The following is a 20,373-nucleotide window of genomic DNA, read 5'->3' on the forward strand; positions in this document are numbered from 1 at the left end:
TTACATCGCCCCCATTCTGCGCAGGAATCGAACATCATTCTCAAAAAAGAGCCTCAGATCCGGAATGCCCTGTTTGAGCATCACCAGCCGTTCCACACCGAGGCCGAACGCGAATCCGGAGTACTCGTCTGAATCGATACCGACCGACTTCAAAACATGCGGATGGATCATGCCGCTACCCAACACCTCGATCCAGCCGCTGTTCTTGCAGATACGGCAACCTTTACCGGAACAGAACACGCAACCGATATCCACCTCAGCGGATGGCTCGGTAAACGGGAAATAGTGCGGACGCAGGCGGATCGAAACCTCCTTGCCAAAATAGGTGGAGAGGAAATGTTTAAGTACGCCTTTCAGATGCGCCATGGAGACATTGCGGTCAACTTTGAATACTTCAACCTGATGAAACATAGGCGAGTGAGTCACATCGTAATCGCAGCGGTAGACACGCCCCGGCGCAACCACGGCCAGCGGCGGCTCATGCCCCTCTTCCAGAAAACGTTTCATGGCACGAATCTGCACCGGCGAAGTATGGGTGCGCAGCAGCAGCGGCTGGTCACCCGCATTCTTGATGAAAAAGGTGTCATGCATGGCACGTGCCGGATGCTCCGGCGGGATATTCAGCGCATCGAAGTTGTGGAACTCATCCTCGACCTCTGGCCCCTCGGCAACCTGAAAGCCCATCTGCGAGAAGATTTCGGTCATCTCGTCCAGGCCCTTCTGTACAGGGTGCAGCGCTCCGCGCGGGGAGCTTCGTCCAGGCAGTGTCACATCGATACGCTCAGCTTCAATGCGCTCACTCTTCGCTTTCACTGCAAGCTCGGCTTCAGCAAGATCAAGCGCTTCAGCCAATGCCTGTTTGGTTCTGTTCACAAACTGACCAATTACCGGACGCTCTTCGGGTGGCAGCTTACCCACGCCTTTGAGCACTTCGGTCAACTCGCCCTTCTTGCCAAGATAGTGAACACGCAGCTGCTGCAGATCATTCAGGCTTGCTGCCTGAGAAAACGCATCCAGCGCCTTGGACTGCAGCACCTCCAGCTGACTCTTCAGAGATTCAATCTCACTCATCTATTACTCCCCCTATCCACCCTTGGATGGGTGGCTTTAGCAAGCATGGTGACAACCACACTTTTCGCCATGCGCCCAAGGCCGAAGGCAGGACGCTCTGAGGCCGCATCTATAAAAACACAAAGGCAGGACTGCGAACAGCCCTGCCTTCGATTTCATCATCCACTTATGACCGGTCGAAACCGGATAAGTCTATTTACTGAATCTGTGTGCGAGCTGTTTCTGCCAGCTTCGCAAAACCATCAGCATCGCGAACCGCGATATCGGCCAGAACCTTGCGGTCCAGCTCGATGCCAGCCTTGTTCAGACCATGCATGAAGGTTGAGTAGTTCATACCATTGGCTTTAGCAGCCGCATTGATACGAACAATCCACAGGCTGCGGAAATCACGCTTTTTAACCTTACGGTCGCGATAGGCGTACTGACGCGCCTTATCAACCGCCTGGGTTGCTACGCGGAAGCAGCTCTTGCGACGACCACGGTAACCTTTTGCAGCTTTGATAACGCTCTTATGGCGGGCGTGCGCCTGAACTCCGGATTTAACGCGAGGCATATCTCTCTCCTAACCTAAAACTACTTAACCGCGACCTGGAACCAGACGTTCCAGCGCTTTTGAATCTGCAGCTGATACCATTTCAGTACCGCGCATATTACGTTTACGCTTCGGTGACTTCTTGGTCAGAATATGGCTTGAAAAAGCCTTATTGCGCCTCCACTTGCCGCTGCCGGTTTTGGAGAAGCGCTTCGCTGCACCACTGTTTGATTTCATCTTAGGCATGATTCTATCTTCCTTCTCTTATAAACATAAAAAGCCCCTCCGGGGCCTTTTACACCACGGAGAGTAACTCTTATTTCTTAATCGGCGCGATGATCATGATCATCTGTCGCCCTTCCATATTCGGCATCTTTTCAGGTTTACCAAACTCTTCAACCTGTGCTGCCACAAACTTCATCTGGTCCAGACCGCGACTGGTGTGAGCCATCTCACGACCCCGAAAACGCAGTGAAACCTTCACTTTGTTACCCTGAGACAGGAATTTCTTCGCTGCCTTCATCTTCACTTCCATGTCATGCGCGTCGGTGTTGGCACCCACCTTCACCTCTTTTACCTGCATCACATGCTGACGTTTTTTTGCAAGGTTGGCTTTCTTGCTCTGCTCGTATTTGTACTTGCCGTAATCCATGATCTTGCAGACCGGCGGATTACTTTTTGCTGCCATCAGCACAAGGTCGAGACCCTTTGCTTCTGCTCTTGCTACTGCTTCAGCCAGTGCAAGCACTCCCAGCTGCTCACCTGTTGTATCGTCAACCACTCGAACCTCGCGGGCGTCGATATTCAGGTTGATTGGCAATTCCTTTTTAATACAAGACTCCTTAAATCTCCAAAAACGTCTTTCTTTTCAACACTCTATGCGTGATCAGCCTGCATCTCGTGCATCTTCGCGATCCAATCATCGACACTGAAAGTACCGAGATTCTGACCGCTGCGGTCACGTACACTCACGGTTCCTTCATCGCGTTCCCGATCGCCGGCAACAAGAATGAACGGCACCCGCTCCAAAGTGTGGGCGCGCACTTTATAGCCGACCTTTTCGTTTCGCAAGTCCATATCTACACGAAATCCCGCATTCAGCAACTTTTGCGTCAATTCAGAGACATATTCGGCCTGCGAATCGGTGATATTGCAGACCACAGCCTGAACCGGTGCCAGCCAGAACGGGAATTTACCCTCGTGATGCTCAATCAGGATACCGATAAAGCGCTCCATCGATCCGAGAATCGCGCGATGCAACATCACGGGCGTCTGGCGTGAAGAATCCTCAGCCACGTATTCCGCATCGAGCCTGCCCGGCATTGAGAAATCGACCTGGATTGTGCCGCACTGCCAGACACGGCCCAGACAGTCCTTCAGTGAGAACTCGATCTTCGGGCCGTAGAAAGCGCCTTCACCCGGATTAAGGCCGTACTCGATCCCCTTCGACTGCAGCGCCTGATGCAGAGATGACTCCGCCTTGTCCCACTGCTCATCGGTGCCAACGCGCTTTTCAGGGCGATCGGAGAGGAAGATGATGACGTCTTCAAAACCGAAGCGTTTATAAACCTCATAGGTAAGATCGATGAAATTGCAGACCTCACTCTGAATCTGCCCTTCGGTACAGAAGATATGGGCATCATCCTGCACAAAGTTACGCAGACGCATCAGGCCATGCAGTGTTCCTGATGGCTCGTTACGGTGGCAGGAGCCGAACTCGGCCAGCCTGAGCGGCAGATCACGGTATGAGTGCAGATTCTGGTTGAATACCTGAATATGGCACGGACAGTTCATCGGCTTGATGGCGTATTCACGGTTATCGGTACTGGTGGTGAACATATCGTCGCGGAACTTGTCCCAGTGACCGGACTTCTCCCACAGCTTGCGATCGACCACCTGCGGCGTCTTGATCTCCAGATAACCGTTATCGCGCATCACCTGCCGGATCTCGTTCTCCACCGTCTGCCAGACGCTCCACCCCTTCGGATGCCAGAACACCATGCCCGGCGCCTCCTCCTGCAGGTGGAACAGATTCAGCGCCTTGGCAAGCTTACGGTGGTCGCGCTTCTCTGCCTCTTCAAGGCGGGTCAGGTAGGCCTTAAGATCCCCCTTGGATCCCCAAGCGGTACCGTAGATACGCTGCAGCTGTTCATTGTCGGAGTTGCCTTCCCAGTAAGCACCAGCCACCTTCATCAGTTTGAAATGCTTGAGAATGGAGGTATTCGGCACATGCGGGCCACGGCAGAGATCGGACCATTCACCCTGCTTATAGAGACTCACGGTCTCACCGGCAGGGATTCGACCAATCAGCTTCGCCTTGTATATCTCGCCAAGGGATTCGAAATGTGCAATCGCCTCATCGCGGTCCCACTCTTCCCGGCTGATATCGAGCTTGCGATTGGAAATCTCACGCATCTTATCCTCGATCTTGCTCAGATCGTCAGGGGTGAAAGCGCGGTCGAATGCGAAGTCGTAGTAGAAGCCATCCTCGATCACAGGGCCGATGGTTACCTGTGATTTCGGGAAAAGCTCCTGCACCGCCATCGCCATCAGGTGAGAAGTGGAGTGGCGGATAATCTCAAGCCCTTCGTCAGACCTCTCGGTAATAAGGGACACGGCATCGCCATCACGCAATACATGGGAAACATCCACCTGATTTCCGTTCACCGTAGCGGCAATCGTTGCACGTGCCAGCCCCGCTCCGATATCGGCGGCAAGATCATAGGCGGTTGCGCCCTCATTCAGGGTGCGTGATGAGCCGTCAGGCAGATTAATGTTCATGGCAGTGGTGATCCTCCAAGCGTGTAGGCGCTGCATCCTAGCGCCAAGGCCCTGAAAATAAAAAGGGCCGGGCTGATTGGAATCAGTCCGACCCTAGTTTCCATTTGCACTGGCTAGGAAATGGTAGGCTCGGGCGGTTTCGAACCGCCGACCCCCACCATGTCAAGGTGGTGCTCTACCCCTGAGCTACGAGCCTATTCTGGGTAACCCTTTTGCAAGGGCGGCGAATCGTATTGATCCCCCCTCTTGCGGTCAAGCCAGCAGAGTACCGAGATAGATCAAGCCCTAAAGTTTTATCTGCGTGCCTCAAAATAGGAGCGCATCGCCTGGCGGCCGGCTTCGACTAGCGCATCGAGTCGCTCTTGGCTCATATCGAACTCCGTGGTGCCGTAACCCTTTGCAGGCAGGCGGCAGACCTGATCTTCATGCGCCAGAATGGCCAGCTTGTCGTGCGCATCGGTCATGGTATCGACCAGACGGGTGATGCGATGAACGGTCTTGATCCGCTTGATATTGCCCAGCATGCCACCATTCTCAGCTTCCCCTGCCGCCGCTGCATCTCCTGAGTTTGGAACCGGCAACGACTCATCAATGATGAAGCCGAGGTTCGCTACCTCATCGGGATCCTCGTCACCCATGATCGCCTTTACCGCCTCATCATTTGAGGTGAGCAGCTTGAGCGGAAAGTTGGAGAGTACGCCACCATCGACAATGGTGTTACCGGCGATCGATTCCCCCATATATTCTCCCCACGAAGCGTCCCAGCGCACCTCCTGCCAGACAAACGGAATACTCATCGACATGCGGGCGCCCCATGCAACAGGGCAGTCGGGTGCGGTGCGGTGATTGAGAACCCGCATCTCCTTCGCTGCCGTATCAGTCACGACAAGACTCAGATCACTTCCTGTTTTCTCATGAAACTGCGCAAAAGTGGCATTTCCTAATCCTGCTATTTTGCTATCCAGTTTTTCGGCCATCCACTCGAGAAATTTCCGCCCCTCATAGAGACCGCCGCGCTCCAGAAATGAAAAGGTCTCACGGTAGGCATCCACTTTCATCAGTTGTGCAACAATTTTTTCGTTGGTTCTGCCTACCATCCGCGCCAACAGACCTTCGGAAGAGGGGCTGGCCTTATCCAGTATCGACCAGGTCAGGCTCTCACGGACATCCTTTTCTTCGAACGATTCAGGGATGTCCATGAAGCTGGCAAAACGGGGCGAGCCATCCGCCTGTTTCTCGTTCACTGCCGCAAGCATTTCGGCCGGCGTGAAACCTGCCGCCATCAATGTTGCAGTGATTGCACCTGCGGATGTGCCGACAAACCGTCTTGCGGTATGGCCACGCGAGGTAAATTCATCCATGGCACCGACAAACACCGAGCCCTTGGCCCCGCCGCCTTCAAATATGAGATCGTATTGCATTGCTCCCCCTCCACAGCGCACCGAGCCCTGTCCCCGGTTACAGGCTGATCCCCATCATGAATGAGCTGCTCTTAACATCGCCGTCAGATAAGTCATCCATCGCCTGTGAGCACCAGGCTACATGCCCGTACATCTGCAGATGGGTGCGCCCATGCTTAAACCCGATGCGCACCTGCTCTCCCTGGCGCAGATAGCCGTTAACATTCAGGCCCACGCCCTTTGATGATACATCCCGCACCTTTTCCACTGTGAAATACTGACCTGTGCCGGGGTGATAGAGCTCCCCCTTGGTAAGATCACGTACAATCAGGCGTTTTTCTTTACGTTTTTCAAACACTTAACCCATCTCCGATGGTCCAGCAATAAACTTCCTGTCCTCATTATAGAGTAAATATTGGAAACCGATAGCTAGCCGGATGTCTAATAAAAAATATCAGTGAGAAATGAAACCCCGGTTCTTTAGCAGCTTGTGAGTGCCATGATCTCCGAAATTGACTCAGGCAGATGATCGAAGCGGTGGGAGCCGCCTTCGAAAAGGTGTACCTGAGATGATTCACCATAGCGCGCCAGAGCTTTGCGATAATCGAGCAACTCATCTCCCTTGTCGAGCAGAAGCAGTGATTGAACCTTTCCGACATCCAGTGCTTCACTCATAGCGGTCAGCATGTCGGCGTCATTCTGATCCATGATAAATCGCTCACCTGTGGCAAAATTGGTGTTTTCACCCATAGCTGAGCCGGTCAGGTCGTCGATATCGGCCAAAGGGTTGATCAATACGCAAGGCCAGCCAAATCGCCCGCCATAACAGGCAGCAAAAAAACCGCCAAGTGAAGTCCCGATCAGACAAACCGCCTCATCTGCAAAGTCAGCCAGATAACCATCCAGGAACAGTGCCGCCTCACCAGGCTTGTTGGGCAGGTCGGGTGAGATAAATTCATTTGCACCGCCAGCAAAATAGTCGCGCAACCAGTTGCTTTTACTGCTCTCTCCGGAGCTGGCAAATCCATGCAGATAAATCACCTTCATGACACCCTCCGTTTGCCTCGGGGAAACTGCTACTGCCGGCAAAGGCCCCGAACTACAGCCGTGATCACTGGAAACAGCAGCAGCTTAAGGAAGTCGCCTGCCTGCCCATTGAACATTTTTTCAGACAGGCGACTGTTTTCAGTATAGCAGCGCCGCATTCAACTGGAAGCACCGCCTTAAATTGCGACTCATATTAGCCCAACCCACAGCTGTTTCCGCTTAAGCTAACAGCCGCCATGGTCTATGATAAGGATATGGAACACACCTCTCTGGTCAGTGCCGTCGTATGGAGTATTTTCAGCCTGCTTCTCGTTGCACTGTTTATACAGTTTCTGGCTCAGCGTGTCCGCATGCCATTTACCATTCTTCTGGTTCTGGTCGGCATTGCCCTGAACTCACTTTTTCAGATATATCCACACAGTTTCGCGATTTTCCAGGCGCTGAAGATATCCCCGGATATCATTCTCTACGTCTTCCTTCCCGCCCTGATCTTCGAATCCAGCTACAACCTCGATGCCCGGCGGCTGATCCATAATATCGGGCCGGTGATGACGCTGGCAGTGCCTGGACTGCTGATCTCCACCTTCGTGATCGGCGGCATTCTCTGGTGGGCAACGGCCATGCCGTTTACCATCGCACTTCTTCTCGGCGCAATTTTAAGCGCCACCGATCCGGTCGCTGTAATCTCGATCTTCCGCCAGATCGGCGCTCCGGACCGCCTTAACACATTGATCGAAGGCGAGAGCCTCTTTAACGATGCTACTTCAATCGTTGTGGCCGGCATTCTGGTCGGCATGGTGATCGAGCATAATGGTGATGCCTCGGTCGCCAGCGGCATTGTCAGCTTCTTCGTCCTCTTCTTCGGCGGGTTGGCGGTTGGTATAGGACTTGGATACCTCACCGGTAAGATTATCGGCTGGATCGAGTCGGAATCGTTTATCGAAATCGGCCTGACCACTGCACTTGCCTACCTCTCATTCCTTCTGGCTGAAGAGATTTTTCATGTCAGCGGCGTGATGGCCACAGTCGGCGCCGGACTCATGCTGGGAAGCTGGGGACGCATCCGTATCTCCGCATCGGTTCGCATCTATCTGGAACACTTCTGGGAACTTCTTGCCTTTATCGCCAATGCGCTGCTCTTTCTGCTGGTCGGCATGAAGGTGGATCTGAATGCCCTGTGGGAGACACTCGATATGCTTGCCTGGGTTGTTCTGGCCATGCTGGTGGCGCGGGCAATCGTGGTATTCCTGCTTATTCCACTGATCGGGCGACTACCCGGTTCGCGGCCGATCAGTTTTCCCTACCAGTTTATCATGTACTGGGGCGGGCTGCGCGGCGCCATCGCGCTGGCAATCGTACTCAGCCTGCCGAATTTTGAGTACTCCGATCTCTTTGTCGCCATGGTGATGGGAGCGGTGCTCTTTACCCTGCTGGTACAGGGGCTCTCGATCGAAACGATTATGCGAAAATTCGGGCTTGATATTCCGCCGCTTGCCGACCGGCTTGCATTTATTGAACTCGGCCTGGTCTCCAGGCGACGGGCGATGAAGCAGCTGCCCAGGCTTAAGGAGGGTGGCTTCTTCTCAAGCCGAATAGCCCATAACCTGACCGTAGAGTGTGACCATGCCATCAGCTCGGCCATGCAGCAGATCGGCCAACTGCGGGCCACTGAGATGGACAAGTTGAATGAAGTGAACCTGCTCTATCTCCGTGCTCTTACAGAGGAGAAAGGTTTCTATACCGAAATGTACAATCAGGGACACATCAGCGAAGGTGCTTTCCGGGAGCTGTCGCTGGTGCTGAATATGCAGATTGATGCCCTGCGCTACAACGGCGCCTTTGAGCACGTGCACTCCCACCGCATCAAACGGGCGCTCGAGCAGACATTCTTTCGCATGGCCGATGCCATGCCCTGGCTGATGCCGGTCGCCGAGAAGATGCGCATGTCCCGCATTATTCGCGATTATGAACAGATATGGGCCCATTTTCTGGGTAGCAGGCATGTTATCAAATCATTGAAAAAACTCGCAAAAAGCGAACTCATGAGTGAAGAGGCCGCCGACGAGGTCATAAAAAAATACCACGCATGGCATGAACTGGCCACCAAGCAACTCTACCGGGTGGGAGAGCAGTATCCGGAGTTCGTCACCTCGATGCAGAAAAGGCTCGGGCAGCGCATGATCCTTTTGACCGAGCTTGAAACGGCAGAACAGAAGGCGGAACAGGGCATCCTTCCCGAGGGGATTGCCAAGAATATTGAGAGTGAAATCTCCCGGCAGTTAAGCGCCCTGCGTGGTCAACAGGTGGAGCCGATCCACAACGATCCGGTCAGCATGCTGCGGCAGGTGCCGCTATTCTCGACACTGGAGCGCAGGGAACTCGAACTGATTGCAGCATTGGTAAAAACCAGAAGCCTGCTCGAGCACGAGTTTCTCGTGCGCCTTGATGAGGCAAGCGACAGCCTGTTTATCATTGCCCGCGGCGTAGTACGCATCTCCTTCGACCTGAATGGATCCAGCCATGAGGGGACCTTGATGGCAGGCGAGTTTTTCGGCGAAAGAGCACTGATGGATAAAGATGCGGTGATGGCCGATCTTTTGAAAGCCGAGGTGGAAGCGATGATTCCAAGCGTGGTCAATGTTCTCGATCGCGATGACCTGCAGGATCTGCTGGAAGATGAGCCCGAGTTGGCGAAAAAGCTGGCAGATCGCGATGCAGAACTGCGAAACCACTACACGCTCAACAAACAGGACTGAGCCTCTCCAGCCTAATACTGATCAACATCAGGCAACCAGACTGAGGGTGCGCTGAAGCCGCAATCCGATATACTGCCGCGCTCCTATGGGCAGAGACCTTCAAACCATTAACGACCTCACCGCACAGCTGGAAACCTGCATGCTGACCGATCGCCGTGGCCTCTCCAAACGGCTGCACGGACTACGGCAGCGTCACAAACAGGGGAAACCCGTTGACCGCTCACTTGCCAAACTGGCCGAAGAGATCGCTGCATCCACTGCATGCTTCAGCCGGCGCACCGAAAACCGACCTGCTGTCACCTATCCGGAAGAGCTGCCGGTATCGGGAAAGCGTGACGAAATATCAGCGGCGATAAAGGCCCATCAGGTAGTGATCATTGCAGGTGAGACAGGATCGGGTAAAACCACACAGATCCCCAAAATATGCATTGAGCTGGGGCGAGGTGTTGCTGGCCAGATCGGCCATACCCAGCCACGCCGTATTGCAGCCCGCTCTGTGGCCGGGCGCATCGCCACGGAACTGAACAGCCGGATCGGAGAACATGTCGGCTACAAGGTGCGTTTCTCCGACCAGACAAAAAAGAGTGGTTACATCAAGCTGATGACCGACGGCATCCTGCTGGCCGAGATTCAGAGTGATCCGAAACTGCTCGCTTATGACACGATCATCATCGATGAAGCGCATGAGCGCAGCCTCAATATCGACTTCCTGCTCGGCTACCTGAGGCAGTTGTTACCTCATCGTCCCGAGCTTAAAGTGATCATTACATCCGCCACAATCAATACGGAACGCTTCTCATCCTTCTTCAACAATGCCCCCGTCATTGAGGTCTCCGGACGCAGCTATCCGGTCGATATCCACTATCGACCGCTTCAGGGAGATGAGGATGAGCAGGATCGGGCACTACCGGATGCAATCGTCGAGGCAGTGGATGAACTGGCAGGAGCGGACCCGCTGGGTGATATTCTCGTATTCCTGCCGGGCGAGCGGGAAATCCGGGAAGTCTCGGAGGTGCTGCATCGCCACACCATGCGTGACACCGAGATCATACCGCTGCTCTCCCGCCTCTCGCCTGCCGAACAGGATCGCGTATTCCAGTCACACAAGGGGCGCCGCATCGTGCTCGCCACCAATGTGGCGGAAACATCCCTGACCGTGCCTGGCATCCGCTTTGTCATCGACTCGGGGCTGGCACGCATCAGCCGCTACAGCGCCCGCACCAAGGTGCAGCGGCTGCCGATCGAGCCGATTTCGCAGGCCTCGGCCAACCAGCGTTCAGGACGCTGCGGACGCATTGCTGCAGGCACCTGTATCCGCTTATATGCTGAGGATAATTTCAACAACCGCCCTGCTCAGACCGATCCGGAAATTCGCCGCACCAATCTGGCCAGTGTGATCCTGCAGATGAGCAACCTGGGACTCGGCGATCTGGAAAAGTTCCCCTTCATGGATGCGCCGGACAAACGGGCCATTCGTGATGGCTATCTGCTTCTCGAAGAGCTGCAGGCGGTCGATGAGGCAAAGAGACTCACTCCGATCGGCAGGAGGCTTGTGCGGCTGCCGGTCGATCCGCGTATCGGCCGCATGCTGTTGCAGGCCGATCGTGAACGTTCGTTGCATGAGTTGCTGATCATCGCCGCAGCCCTGTCGGTGCAGGATCCGCGCCTGAGGCCGATGGATATGCAGCAGCAAGCCGATGAGAAACACCGCTTATTTTCAGATCCGGCATCCGACTTTATCGGCTGGCTGAAGCTCTGGAACTGGTATCACGAGCAGGCGCGTCACCTCTCCCGCTCCAAACTGCGCAAGCTCTGCCATGAACGTTATCTCTCCTATATACGATTGCGGGAGTGGCACGACCTGCACGGCCAGCTGCTCGGGCTGGTGCGCGAAATGAAGATGACGCCAAACAGAGAGCCTGCCAGCAGCGATGAGATCCATCGCGCCCTTCTCGCGGGCCTTCTAAGCCATGTCGGCCTCTACGATCAGGAAAAACGCAACTATCTCGGTTCCCGCGGCCTGAGATTCGCACTCTTCCCCGGCTCCGCTCTTTTTAAGAAACAGCCGAAATGGGTGGTATGCGGCGAGCTTGTTGAAACCGCCCGCCTCTATGGCCGTACTGCTGCCGCCATCGACCCGGCCTGGCTGGAGGGACTTGCACCGCACCTGCTCAAACGAAGCTACAGCGAACCACACTGGTCACAAAAACGGGCACAGGTAGCGGCCTATGAAAAGGTAAGCCTTTACGGCCTTGCCATTATCGGAAGACGCCATATTCACTATGGTCCTGTCGATCCGAAACTCTGTCGCGAACTCTTCATCCGCCATGCTCTGGTGCAGTTCGAATATCGCACGCATGCAAAATTCATGCAGCACAACCGCCGCCTGGTTAGCGAACTTGAGGGGCTTGAAGCCAAATCACGGCGACGCGATCTGCTGGCCGAGGAGCAGGCCATCTTCGATTTCTTCGATGCCATCGTTCCGGAGGGTGTTCATAGCGGCAAGCTCTTCGAACAGTGGCGCAAACAGGCGGAGCAGAAAAAGCCGCAACTGCTCTATCTCGACCGTCATACCCTGCTGCATCATAAGGATGCAGAGGTCGATCACACGGCTTTCCCGGACTACTTCAGCGACGGGCCGGCGAAGCTGAAACTCGGCTATCACTTTGATCCGACTCACAAGGCCGATGGCGTCACCGTAAGCGTGCCGATGGCGGCGCTCGGCGGCCTTGATGCGAACCGATTTGACTGGCTGGTACCGGGCATGCTGGAGGAGAAGCTCGTCGCGCTGATCAAGGGGCTGCCCAAGTCGCTCAGGCGGAACTTCGTTCCCGCGCCGCAGTTCGCCAAAGCCGCTGCCGAACGCATGGCATTCGGAGAGGGGAATCTGCTTGATGAATTTTCCCGCACACTTGGAACGATGACCGGCATAACACCGTACCACAGCGACTGGAACAACGGGGCGCTGCCGCTCCACCTGCAGATGAAGTTCCGCATCATCGGCGATGGCGGCAAGACCGTTGCCATTGGCAATGACCTGATCGCGCTGCAGCAGCAGTTTGCCGAAGCCAGTCGCAGCAGCGTGCAGTCGCTCGATGCGGCAAAAGAGATTCAGCGCGAAGGGATCACCCGCTGGGATCTCGGTGATCTTTCGGAAGCGATTCAGGTGGTGCGCAAGGGGGTACAGATCGTGCTCTTCCCGGCCCTCTGTGACTGCGGCAACAGTGTCGCCATACGCATCTTCGAAAGCCGCCATGAAGCACAAGCAAGCATGCGCACAGGCCTCTGCCGGCTCTTCATGCTGCACCTGCACCAGCAGGTGGAGATGCTGAAGAAGAGTACACCGCAGCTGCAGAAACTGGCCCTGCAGTATGCCCTGATTGCCGATCCCGCAACACTTAAGGATGAACTGATTTCAGCCGCATTCGATGCGACATTCATGACCGACCCTCTGCCTCGCAGCGAGGAGGCATTCCTTGCCCGTCTTGACCGGGGGAGAGCGGATATCGTCGCAAATGCCAGGAAACTGGCCGATTGCGTGAGCACAGCCCTCACTGCCCACACCGAGCTAATTGCAGCACTTGCAGCGAGCAGGTCCCCCCAACTCAAGCCCGTGGTCGATGACATCAGGCAGCAGCTTCTACGCCTGGTTTACCCCGGCTTCGTAGCCGCAACACCCGCCGAATGGCTTTACCACTACCCCCGCTTCATCGAGGCGGCCAAAATCCGGCTTGGCAAAGCCGGCCGCAATCTGAAGCAGGATGGCCAGCATACCGCCGCCATCGCACAACTCTGGAGCCACTGTGCTGCCAGACTTGAAACCCTGCAAAAAACGAAGGGCGATACCACTGCCATCGACGCCTTCCGGTGGCTACTTGAAGAGTTGCGCGTATCCCTCTTTGCACAGGAGCTGAAAACAAGCGTACCGGTTTCGCTCAAGAAGCTGGAGTCGCTCTGGCAGGAGCTCCGTTAGGCAGATCTTCCCGGGCTTTCAGGTGCAGCTATAGCCCCAGCCTGTTTATACCCGTAATTATCGCTGCGAAGTTCCCGGTCAAACCAGCATGCCCCCTTCACAGTAGAGAAAAGGAGGAGTAGAATCCCCTCTGACAAAACATCGTCCAATCCACTATAATTGAATCCTATGACCATGAATACTCAGCCACCCGAGCACCTGTTGCATGTAATGCATGCACATCAGGAAGAGCACCGCTTTATCTCAGATCAGGCGGTGAACAGCATCGCTGAAAAGCTGAAGCTGCCGCGCGCACAGGTGGAAGCAGTCAGGGAGTTTTACGCCTTCTTCCATAGCAAGCCTCGCGGAACATACGATCTGTTGTTCAGCAACTGTACCAGTTGCGGCAGCCCGTCCCTGATGCGCCAGTTGTGCGAACTGCTGCATGTCACAGCCGACAAAACACGAAGTGACGGAGCAGTAAGTATTGGCGAGACCTCCTGCATCGGCATGTGCGATCATGGCGCCTCGCTGCTTGTCAACGGCCGTCCGCTGCACTCACTGGACGGCAGTCGAATCGAGGCGATCGCAAAGCTCATAGAGGCTGCAACCCCTGTAGAACAGTGGCCTGCAGAGTGGTTTGAGATCAACAACCACATCCACCGTTCCGATCTGCTGCTGAAAGAGTCGTTTACCCCGGGTGCTGCACTGCATGCAGTTGAAGCAGGTGGTGCCGATGCCGCCCTTGAGAAAATCCGCTTCTCCGACCTGAGGGGGCGCGGCGGTGCCGGCTTCAGCACGGCCCAGAAATGGCAATTCTGCCGTGAGGCGGCGGGCGATACCCGCTATGTCATATGCAATGCAGATGAGGGCGAGCCCGGAACCTTCAAGGACCGTGTACTGCTGACCTCCTATGCCGATGCCGTTTTTGAGGGCATGGCTCTCTGCGGCCGCATTATCGGTGCCAGACAGGGATATATTTACCTGCGTGCCGAATACCGCTATCTGCTTGACCGGCTGGAGAATAGGCTTGCCGAACGGCGTGAAGCCGGCCTCCTCGGCGAGAAGATACTCGGCATCGAGGGTTTTGATTTCGATATTGAGATCGTGGTTGGCGCCGGCGCCTATATCTGCGGCGAAGAGTCCGCACTGATCGAATCGCTGGAAGAGAAACCGGGCAATCCGCGCATCCGTCCGCCATTTCCCGTTACCCACGGCTACATGGGCAAACCGACCGTGGTCAACAATGTCGAGACGCTGGCTGCCGCCGCTGCGATCGTACTTCATGGTGAACGCTGGTTCCGTGGAGCAGGCACATGGCAATCACGAGGCACCAAGATTCTGTCCGTCTCAGGAGACTGCGCACGCCCCGGCATCTACGAATACCCCTTCGGTGTCTCGATCAACGATATCCTGAAGGATTGCGGTGCGGTGCAGGTGCAGGCGGTACAGGTTGGCGGCCCCTCCGGTCGACTGGTTGATCCGTCCCACTTCGATCACCATATCGCCTTTGAAGATCTCGCCACCGGCGGCTCTCTGATGATCTTCCATCACTCCCGCAACCTGCTGGAGGTGATTCGCAACTTCACCTGCTTCTTCACGCATGAGAGCTGCGGTTTCTGTACCCCGTGCCGTGTCGGTACGGCACTGCTGAAAAACGGCATGGACAAGGTTGCCAGCGGCCACGGCACTGCCCATGACCTTGATGAGCTGAAAGCTACCGCAGCACTGGTATCCCGCCGCTCCCACTGCGGCCTGGGCATGACGGCGCCTAATCCGATCCGTGACGGTCTGAAATATTTCCCTGAACTGTTTGAAGCACGCCTGCTGCATCAGGAGATGGAACCGGAGTTCAATCTGGATGCATCGCTTGAAGAGGCCCGGCAACTTACACACCGTGATGATGCTGAGGCACACCTATGAGTAAATTCATTAAAATCGATGGCGTAGAAGTCCCCTTCGAGGAGGGGCAGACCATCATGGATGCAGCACTGGCTGCAGACATCTATATCCCGCACCTCTGCCACAGGCCGGGGCTAAGCCCTCATGGCAGTTGCAAACTCTGTACCGTCGATGTCAACGGCCGCGCCGTCTCCTCCTGTACGATGCCGGCAAGTGAAGGCATGGAGATCGAAAACGATACCCCTGCACTCAAAAAGGTTCGCAAGACAATCACCCAGATGCTCTTCGTCGAAGGCAATCACCTCTGTCCATCATGCGAAAAGACCGGCGACTGCACGCTGCAGGCGGTGGCATACCATCTGGACATGCTCGATGGCCACTTTCCGCAGTTCTATCCGCGCCGTGAGGTGGATGCCTCCCACTCCTCGCTGGTGATCGATCGTGACCGCTGCATCATGTGCGAACTCTGCGTGCGCGCCAGTCGGGAGATTGATGGCAAGGATGTCTTCGCCATTTCAGGTCGTGGCACCGGACGCCATCTGATTGTCAACTCACCCACCGGCAAGCTGGGCGACTCCGATATCGAACTGGATGATCTGGCCGCCCATATCTGTCCGGTCGGTGCGATCCTGATCAAGGATCACGGATATGAGGTGCCGATCGGTCGACGCACCTTCGACCTGCACTCTGTCGCCGAGACCGATCTCGAAGAGGTCATTCTGAAGAAGAGTGCGCATCACGATGAGGGTGAAGAGCGCGATCCAAATGAGGGAGGTGTTTACGGTGTCTAAAGTTCGAGTTGCCACGACCTCACTGGCCGGCTGCTTCGGCTGCCACATGTCATTCCTCGATATGGATGAACGCATTGTAGGGCTACTTGAGCATGTTGAGTTCAGCCGCTCCCCTATCAATGATATCAAGCACTGCGATCCCTGCGATATCGGGCTTGTCGAAGGGGCACTCTGCAATGCAGATAATGTTCACGTGCTCAAGGAGTTCCGGGAGAACTGCAAGATCCTGATCGCTGTTGGCGCCTGTGCCATCAACGGCGGCGTGCCTGCCATGCGCAACCACTTCACCCTTCAGGAGTGCCTGGAAGAGGCGTTCCTCGATATGATCGGCGTGGATAACCCGCACATTCCGAATGATGTGGAGATTCCACTGCTGCTATCAAAGGTGCATCCGCTGCACGAGGTAGTGAAGGTGGACTACTACCTGCCCGGCTGCCCACCATCTGCCGATGCATTTGTGAAGGTACTGACCGACCTTCTCGAAGGAAAAGAGCCCAGCCTGCCCAAGAGCATGCTGCATTACGATTGAGGAACCAGGAAATGGAACAGAACCAGTCAAACCTGCGCCGTGTCGCCATCGATCCGGTCACCCGCGTCGAAGGCCACGGCAAAGTCACGCTGCTGCTCGATGAGGCAAACCATGTGCGCGAGGCGCGCTTCCATATCGTCGAGTTCCGCGGTTTCGAAAAGTTTATTCAGGGACGACCCTACTGGGAGGTCCCCTACTTCGTGCAGCGACTGTGCGGAATCTGCCCTGTCTCGCACCATCTGGCGGCGGCCAAGGCGGTTGACCAGCTGGTCGGCGTCTATGACCTGACACCTACCACCGAGAAGCTGCGCAAACTGCTCCACTTCGGGCAGACACTGCAGAGCCATGCGCTGCACTTCTTCCATCTCTCATCACCCGATCTGCTCTTCGGTTTCGGCTCCAATCTCGAACACCGCAACATCGTCGGCGTGATCGAGGATTTCCCCGATCTGGCACTCAAGGGTGTACGGCTGCGCAAGTACGGGCAGCAGGTGATCGAGGTGATCGCCGGTAAACGTGTGCATGGTGCGGCCACCGTGCCGGGCGGCATGAACAAGTCGCTCACTATCGAAGAGCGCGACCGGCTGCTTGGCGATATCGACGACGTCCTCGGCTGGGCGGCGGATGCCGTGGCGCTGAACGAAAAGATCCACATGGAGCATCCGGAGAACCACGGTTTCGGCAGGCTCATCAGCAACTACCTCAGCATGGTCGGCACAAACGGAGAGCTGGAACTCTACCACGGCGGACTGCGTGCCAGCCGCCCCGACGGCGGCAACATCTTCGACCAGTTCGACTACCGCGGCTACTACAACATTATCCGTGAAGAGGTGCGCTCGTGGAGCTACATGAAGTTCCCATATCTCACCGAACTCGGCCGTGACAACGGCTGGTACCGCGTCGGTCCGCTGGCGCGTATCAATAACTGCGATTTTATCTCCACACCACTGGCGGAAAGTGCACGCCAGCGTTTCAAGGCGTTCGCTGGAGGCGGCTTCGTGCACGACACGCTCGCCTACCACTGGGCGCGTATGATCGAAGTACTCCACTGCGCCGAGGCGATTCAGGAACTGCTGCTCGACCCCGATATCCTCGGCACCGACCTGATCACTAAGGGCGAGAAACAGGAGGAGGGCATCGGCGTGATTGAAGCGCCGCGCGGCACCCTGTTCCACCACTACAAGGTCAATGAAGATGGCACGATCAAAAAGGCCAACCTGATCGTATCGACCACCAGCAATAATCAGGCAATGAATGAATCGGTGCGCTCGGTAGCCAACGAATATCTCGATGGCAACGAGATCACCGAGGGGCTGCTGAATCATCTGGAAGTTGCGATCCGCGCCTACGACCCCTGCCTCTCCTGTGCCACACATGCGCTTGGCAAGATGCCGCTGGTGGTCGAGCTTCTCGCGCCTGACGGGCGCATGGTCGATCGCGTCGCCAAAGGGTCAAACGGCTCGATTACCCGGACACTTTGAACATCCTGATCTTCGGTTATGGCAACCCGGGTCGCGGCGATGATGCGCTCGGCCCGGAGCTTGTTGCTGCCATTCAGGCGGAGAATATTCCCGGCATAGAGTGCCAGGATGATATGCAGTTGCAGGTGGAGCATGTCACCGATTTAACCGGCCGCGATGCGATCCTTTTCATTGATGCCGATGCATCGTGCGTTGCCCCTTTCCACTTCTCGGAAATTTCAGCCGAGAAGGATGACAGCTACACCAGCCATGCGATGACGCCGCATGCCCTGCTACACGCCTTCCACACCGTTTATGGAAAAGATGCCCCGCCCGCCTTCCTGATGCGCATCCGCGGCTACCAGTTCGAACTCGGTGAAGCCCTGAGTAGCGATGCTTCGGAGAACCTGGAAGCGGCCAGCCTGTTTATCCGGAACCTGTGTAAGAGCCCCTATGCTGAATCCTGGCGCAGCCTTCACAGGGGGTGATCCAGGCCTTATATCCGGTTTTATCCGTGATAGAGCATCGTTAAAATTCGAAATCCTTCTCTTCGAACAGTTTCAGGCAGGCATCCACAGCCTCGGCATCGAACTGCGCTCCACGTTTCGACCTGATCTCATCCAGGGCCACACCGATGCCCAGTCCCGGGCGATATGGGCGGTGGCTGCTTATTGCCTCCACCACATCGGCCACGGCGACAATGCCGTAGTTGAGGGTTCTGGCCGGTTCAAAGGCTGCCATCACCTCGACGCCCTGCTAATCACGGCCAATCATCCAGCCCGACTCCCCATTCAGTGCCCGCCGCATCGGCTCAGCATGGTTTGATTCAGAAAATGAAACTGGCTTAGGAATATCCATGCCTTCCTGGTGGTTTCTGAGCAGGAAGACGATCTGATTCCCCTCTTCTCTGGCCAGCGTGAATTCGCCGCCATGGCCGAACTGGAACTGCTCGTTCGCCCGCCTGATCTGGTCCAGCGCGCTATCATGGCTGTCTTCAAGGTCTAGCTGATATTGTCGGTCGTGCTCTGCAATCGTTTCCATGATTCTGGCATGGCTCTGCACGCTTTCGGTAAGCCGCTCGGCTGTTTCGGTGATTGACGTCTGGTAGAGAATCCAGACCACGCTGGCCGTGGCAACAAGAACGGCCGCAACCATGACAATGGCGAGCATAATCAGTTTGCCGCGAATCATTTCCAGCCTGATCATCGGCGCTCCTGACTTACTCCGCTTCAGGTGAACGGGTACCCATTCACTATATTATACTATATCGGTCTGTTTTAAAATGAAGCTGTAACACAACGATCCATACCCTTCTGGCGTGAGCGCTGACGAATTGCTACCTTTCGCCGCCAATCCAGTCAGAGCAGAGAGAGTTACCAGCTATGGGAAGAGCATTTGAAGTCCGCAAGGCATCGATGGCCAAAACGGCCGCAGCCAAGACCAAGGTCTATTCGAAATATGGCCGTGAGATCTATGTATCCGCCAAGAACGGCGGCACCGATCCGAATACCAACCTGACCCTGCGCCGCCTGATGGAGAAAGCGAAAAAGGATCAGGTGCCGGGACACATCATCGACAAGGCACTCGATAAAGCGAGCGGCGCCGGTGGCGAGGATTTTACAAGCACGCGCTATGAGGGCTTCGGCCCCGCCGGAACCATGCTGATTGTCGACTGCCTCACCGATAACGGTACCCGCAGCTTCAACGACGTGCGCCTCTGCTTCACCAAAAACGATGCCAAGCTCGGGGGGCCCGGTGCGGTTGCCCACATGTTCGACCATCTCGCCATCTTCTCCTTTAAGGGTGATGATGAGGATGCGGTTCTGGAGGCGCTGATGATGGCCGATGTCGATGTGACCGACATCGAGCATGAGGGTGGCATCATTACTGTTTTTGCCCCGAGCAGCGAATTCAACAACGCCCGCACCGCACTGCTTGATGCCATGCCCGGCCTTGAATTCGACGTGGAGGACATCTCCTACGTGCCACAGAACGCGGTCACCATCAGTGGTGAGGATGCGGCCACCTTCGAGAAGCTGCTCGACATGCTCAACGACTGCGACGATGTGCAGAACGTTTACCACAACGCTGAACTGGCAGAGTAGACTTTGTAATCCCCTTCAGAAAAAAGGCCCCGGATTTTCCCCGGGGC

General features: G+C 55.7%; 18 protein-coding genes and 1 tRNA gene. 8 read left to right on the forward strand and 11 right to left on the reverse strand.

The window, feature by feature from the left end:
- The 9 genes from pheS to Ga0123462_RS08310 form a co-directional block, all read right to left on the reverse strand.
- Entirely contained in the window at positions 1-1,071 is a 1,071-nt protein-coding gene (gene pheS, locus Ga0123462_RS08270; RefSeq protein WP_100265862.1) for a phenylalanine--tRNA ligase subunit alpha, read from the reverse strand.
- A 196-nt stretch (positions 1,072-1,267) separates the two neighbouring features.
- Complete coding sequence (gene rplT / locus Ga0123462_RS08275; protein WP_100265863.1) at positions 1,268-1,624, reverse strand: 50S ribosomal protein L20; 357 nt, start codon at positions 1,622-1,624, stop codon at positions 1,268-1,270.
- Between the two features lie 24 nt (positions 1,625-1,648).
- Positions 1,649-1,849, reverse strand: coding sequence for a 50S ribosomal protein L35 (gene rpmI, locus Ga0123462_RS08280; RefSeq protein WP_100265864.1), 201 nt, complete (start codon positions 1,847-1,849; stop codon positions 1,649-1,651).
- A 70-nt stretch (positions 1,850-1,919) separates the two neighbouring features.
- A complete protein-coding gene (infC, locus tag Ga0123462_RS08285) occupies positions 1,920-2,423 on the reverse strand; it encodes a translation initiation factor IF-3 (protein WP_232726416.1) in 504 nt (167 codons plus the stop codon).
- 56 nt (positions 2,424-2,479) lie between these two features.
- Positions 2,480-4,384, reverse strand: coding sequence for a threonine--tRNA ligase (thrS, locus tag Ga0123462_RS08290; protein WP_100265866.1), 1,905 nt, complete (start codon positions 4,382-4,384; stop codon positions 2,480-2,482).
- A gap of 121 nt (positions 4,385-4,505) precedes the next feature.
- A tRNA-Val gene (locus tag Ga0123462_RS08295) sits at positions 4,506-4,580 on the reverse strand.
- A gap of 97 nt (positions 4,581-4,677) precedes the next feature.
- Positions 4,678-5,805 (reverse strand): patatin-like phospholipase family protein, encoded by a 1,128-nt coding sequence (locus Ga0123462_RS08300; RefSeq protein ID WP_100265867.1) that lies wholly within the window; start codon positions 5,803-5,805, stop codon positions 4,678-4,680.
- A gap of 37 nt (positions 5,806-5,842) precedes the next feature.
- Entirely contained in the window at positions 5,843-6,142 is a 300-nt protein-coding gene (locus tag Ga0123462_RS08305) for a PilZ domain-containing protein (RefSeq protein WP_100265868.1), read from the reverse strand.
- A 122-nt stretch (positions 6,143-6,264) separates the two neighbouring features.
- Positions 6,265-6,831: a YqiA/YcfP family alpha/beta fold hydrolase gene (locus Ga0123462_RS08310; RefSeq protein ID WP_100265869.1), complete on the reverse strand. Its 567-nt coding sequence runs from the start codon at positions 6,829-6,831 to the stop codon at positions 6,265-6,267.
- 254 nt (positions 6,832-7,085) lie between these two features.
- On the opposite strand from Ga0123462_RS08310, the gene Ga0123462_RS08315 reads away from it, so the two are divergent.
- From Ga0123462_RS08315 to Ga0123462_RS08345, 7 genes are all read left to right on the forward strand, one after another.
- Positions 7,086-9,587, forward strand: a complete 2,502-nt coding sequence (locus Ga0123462_RS08315; protein WP_198507325.1) for a cation:proton antiporter — start codon at positions 7,086-7,088, stop codon at positions 9,585-9,587.
- An 85-nt stretch (positions 9,588-9,672) separates the two neighbouring features.
- Positions 9,673-13,560 (forward strand): ATP-dependent RNA helicase HrpA, encoded by a 3,888-nt coding sequence (gene hrpA, locus Ga0123462_RS08320; protein WP_100265871.1) that lies wholly within the window; start codon positions 9,673-9,675, stop codon positions 13,558-13,560.
- A gap of 168 nt (positions 13,561-13,728) precedes the next feature.
- The gene (locus Ga0123462_RS08325; RefSeq protein ID WP_100265872.1) at positions 13,729-15,462 is read left to right on the forward strand and encodes an NADH-ubiquinone oxidoreductase-F iron-sulfur binding region domain-containing protein; all 1,734 of its coding nucleotides are present in this window, start codon (positions 13,729-13,731) and stop codon (positions 15,460-15,462) included.
- Positions 15,459-16,232: a 2Fe-2S iron-sulfur cluster-binding protein gene (locus Ga0123462_RS08330; protein ID WP_100265873.1), complete on the forward strand. Its 774-nt coding sequence runs from the start codon at positions 15,459-15,461 to the stop codon at positions 16,230-16,232. The genes Ga0123462_RS08325 and Ga0123462_RS08330 overlap by 4 nt, the downstream gene beginning before the upstream one ends.
- Positions 16,207-16,761, forward strand: a complete 555-nt coding sequence (locus Ga0123462_RS08335) for an NADH-quinone oxidoreductase subunit B family protein (protein ID WP_100265874.1) — start codon at positions 16,207-16,209, stop codon at positions 16,759-16,761. Before Ga0123462_RS08330 ends, Ga0123462_RS08335 begins: the two co-directional genes overlap by 26 nt.
- A gap of 11 nt (positions 16,762-16,772) precedes the next feature.
- A complete protein-coding gene (locus Ga0123462_RS08340; protein WP_100265875.1) occupies positions 16,773-18,242 on the forward strand; it encodes a Ni/Fe hydrogenase subunit alpha in 1,470 nt (489 codons plus the stop codon).
- A complete protein-coding gene (locus Ga0123462_RS08345; RefSeq protein ID WP_100265876.1) occupies positions 18,239-18,709 on the forward strand; it encodes a hydrogenase maturation protease in 471 nt (156 codons plus the stop codon). Before Ga0123462_RS08340 ends, Ga0123462_RS08345 begins: the two co-directional genes overlap by 4 nt.
- 40 nt (positions 18,710-18,749) lie before the next feature.
- Here the strand turns inward: Ga0123462_RS08345 and Ga0123462_RS08350 are convergent, their stop codons facing one another.
- Positions 18,750-18,962 carry a hypothetical protein gene (locus Ga0123462_RS08350; RefSeq protein ID WP_100265877.1) on the reverse strand — a complete coding sequence of 71 codons (213 nt, stop codon included), beginning with the start codon at positions 18,960-18,962 and terminating at the stop codon, positions 18,750-18,752.
- A 15-nt stretch (positions 18,963-18,977) separates the two neighbouring features.
- Positions 18,978-19,427, reverse strand: a complete 450-nt coding sequence (locus tag Ga0123462_RS08355) for a hypothetical protein (protein ID WP_100265878.1) — start codon at positions 19,425-19,427, stop codon at positions 18,978-18,980.
- Positions 19,428-19,603: 176 nt separating this feature from the next.
- Here Ga0123462_RS08355 and Ga0123462_RS08360 point away from each other — a divergent pair, with 176 nt between their 5' ends.
- Positions 19,604-20,326 carry a YebC/PmpR family DNA-binding transcriptional regulator gene (locus Ga0123462_RS08360; RefSeq protein WP_100265879.1) on the forward strand — a complete coding sequence of 241 codons (723 nt, stop codon included), beginning with the start codon at positions 19,604-19,606 and terminating at the stop codon, positions 20,324-20,326.
- Positions 20,327-20,373: the final 47 nt, after the last annotated feature.

It is taken from the genome of Mariprofundus ferrinatatus (genome assembly GCF_002795825.1).
Classification (GTDB): Bacteria; Pseudomonadota; Zetaproteobacteria; order Mariprofundales; family Mariprofundaceae; genus Mariprofundus; species Mariprofundus ferrinatatus.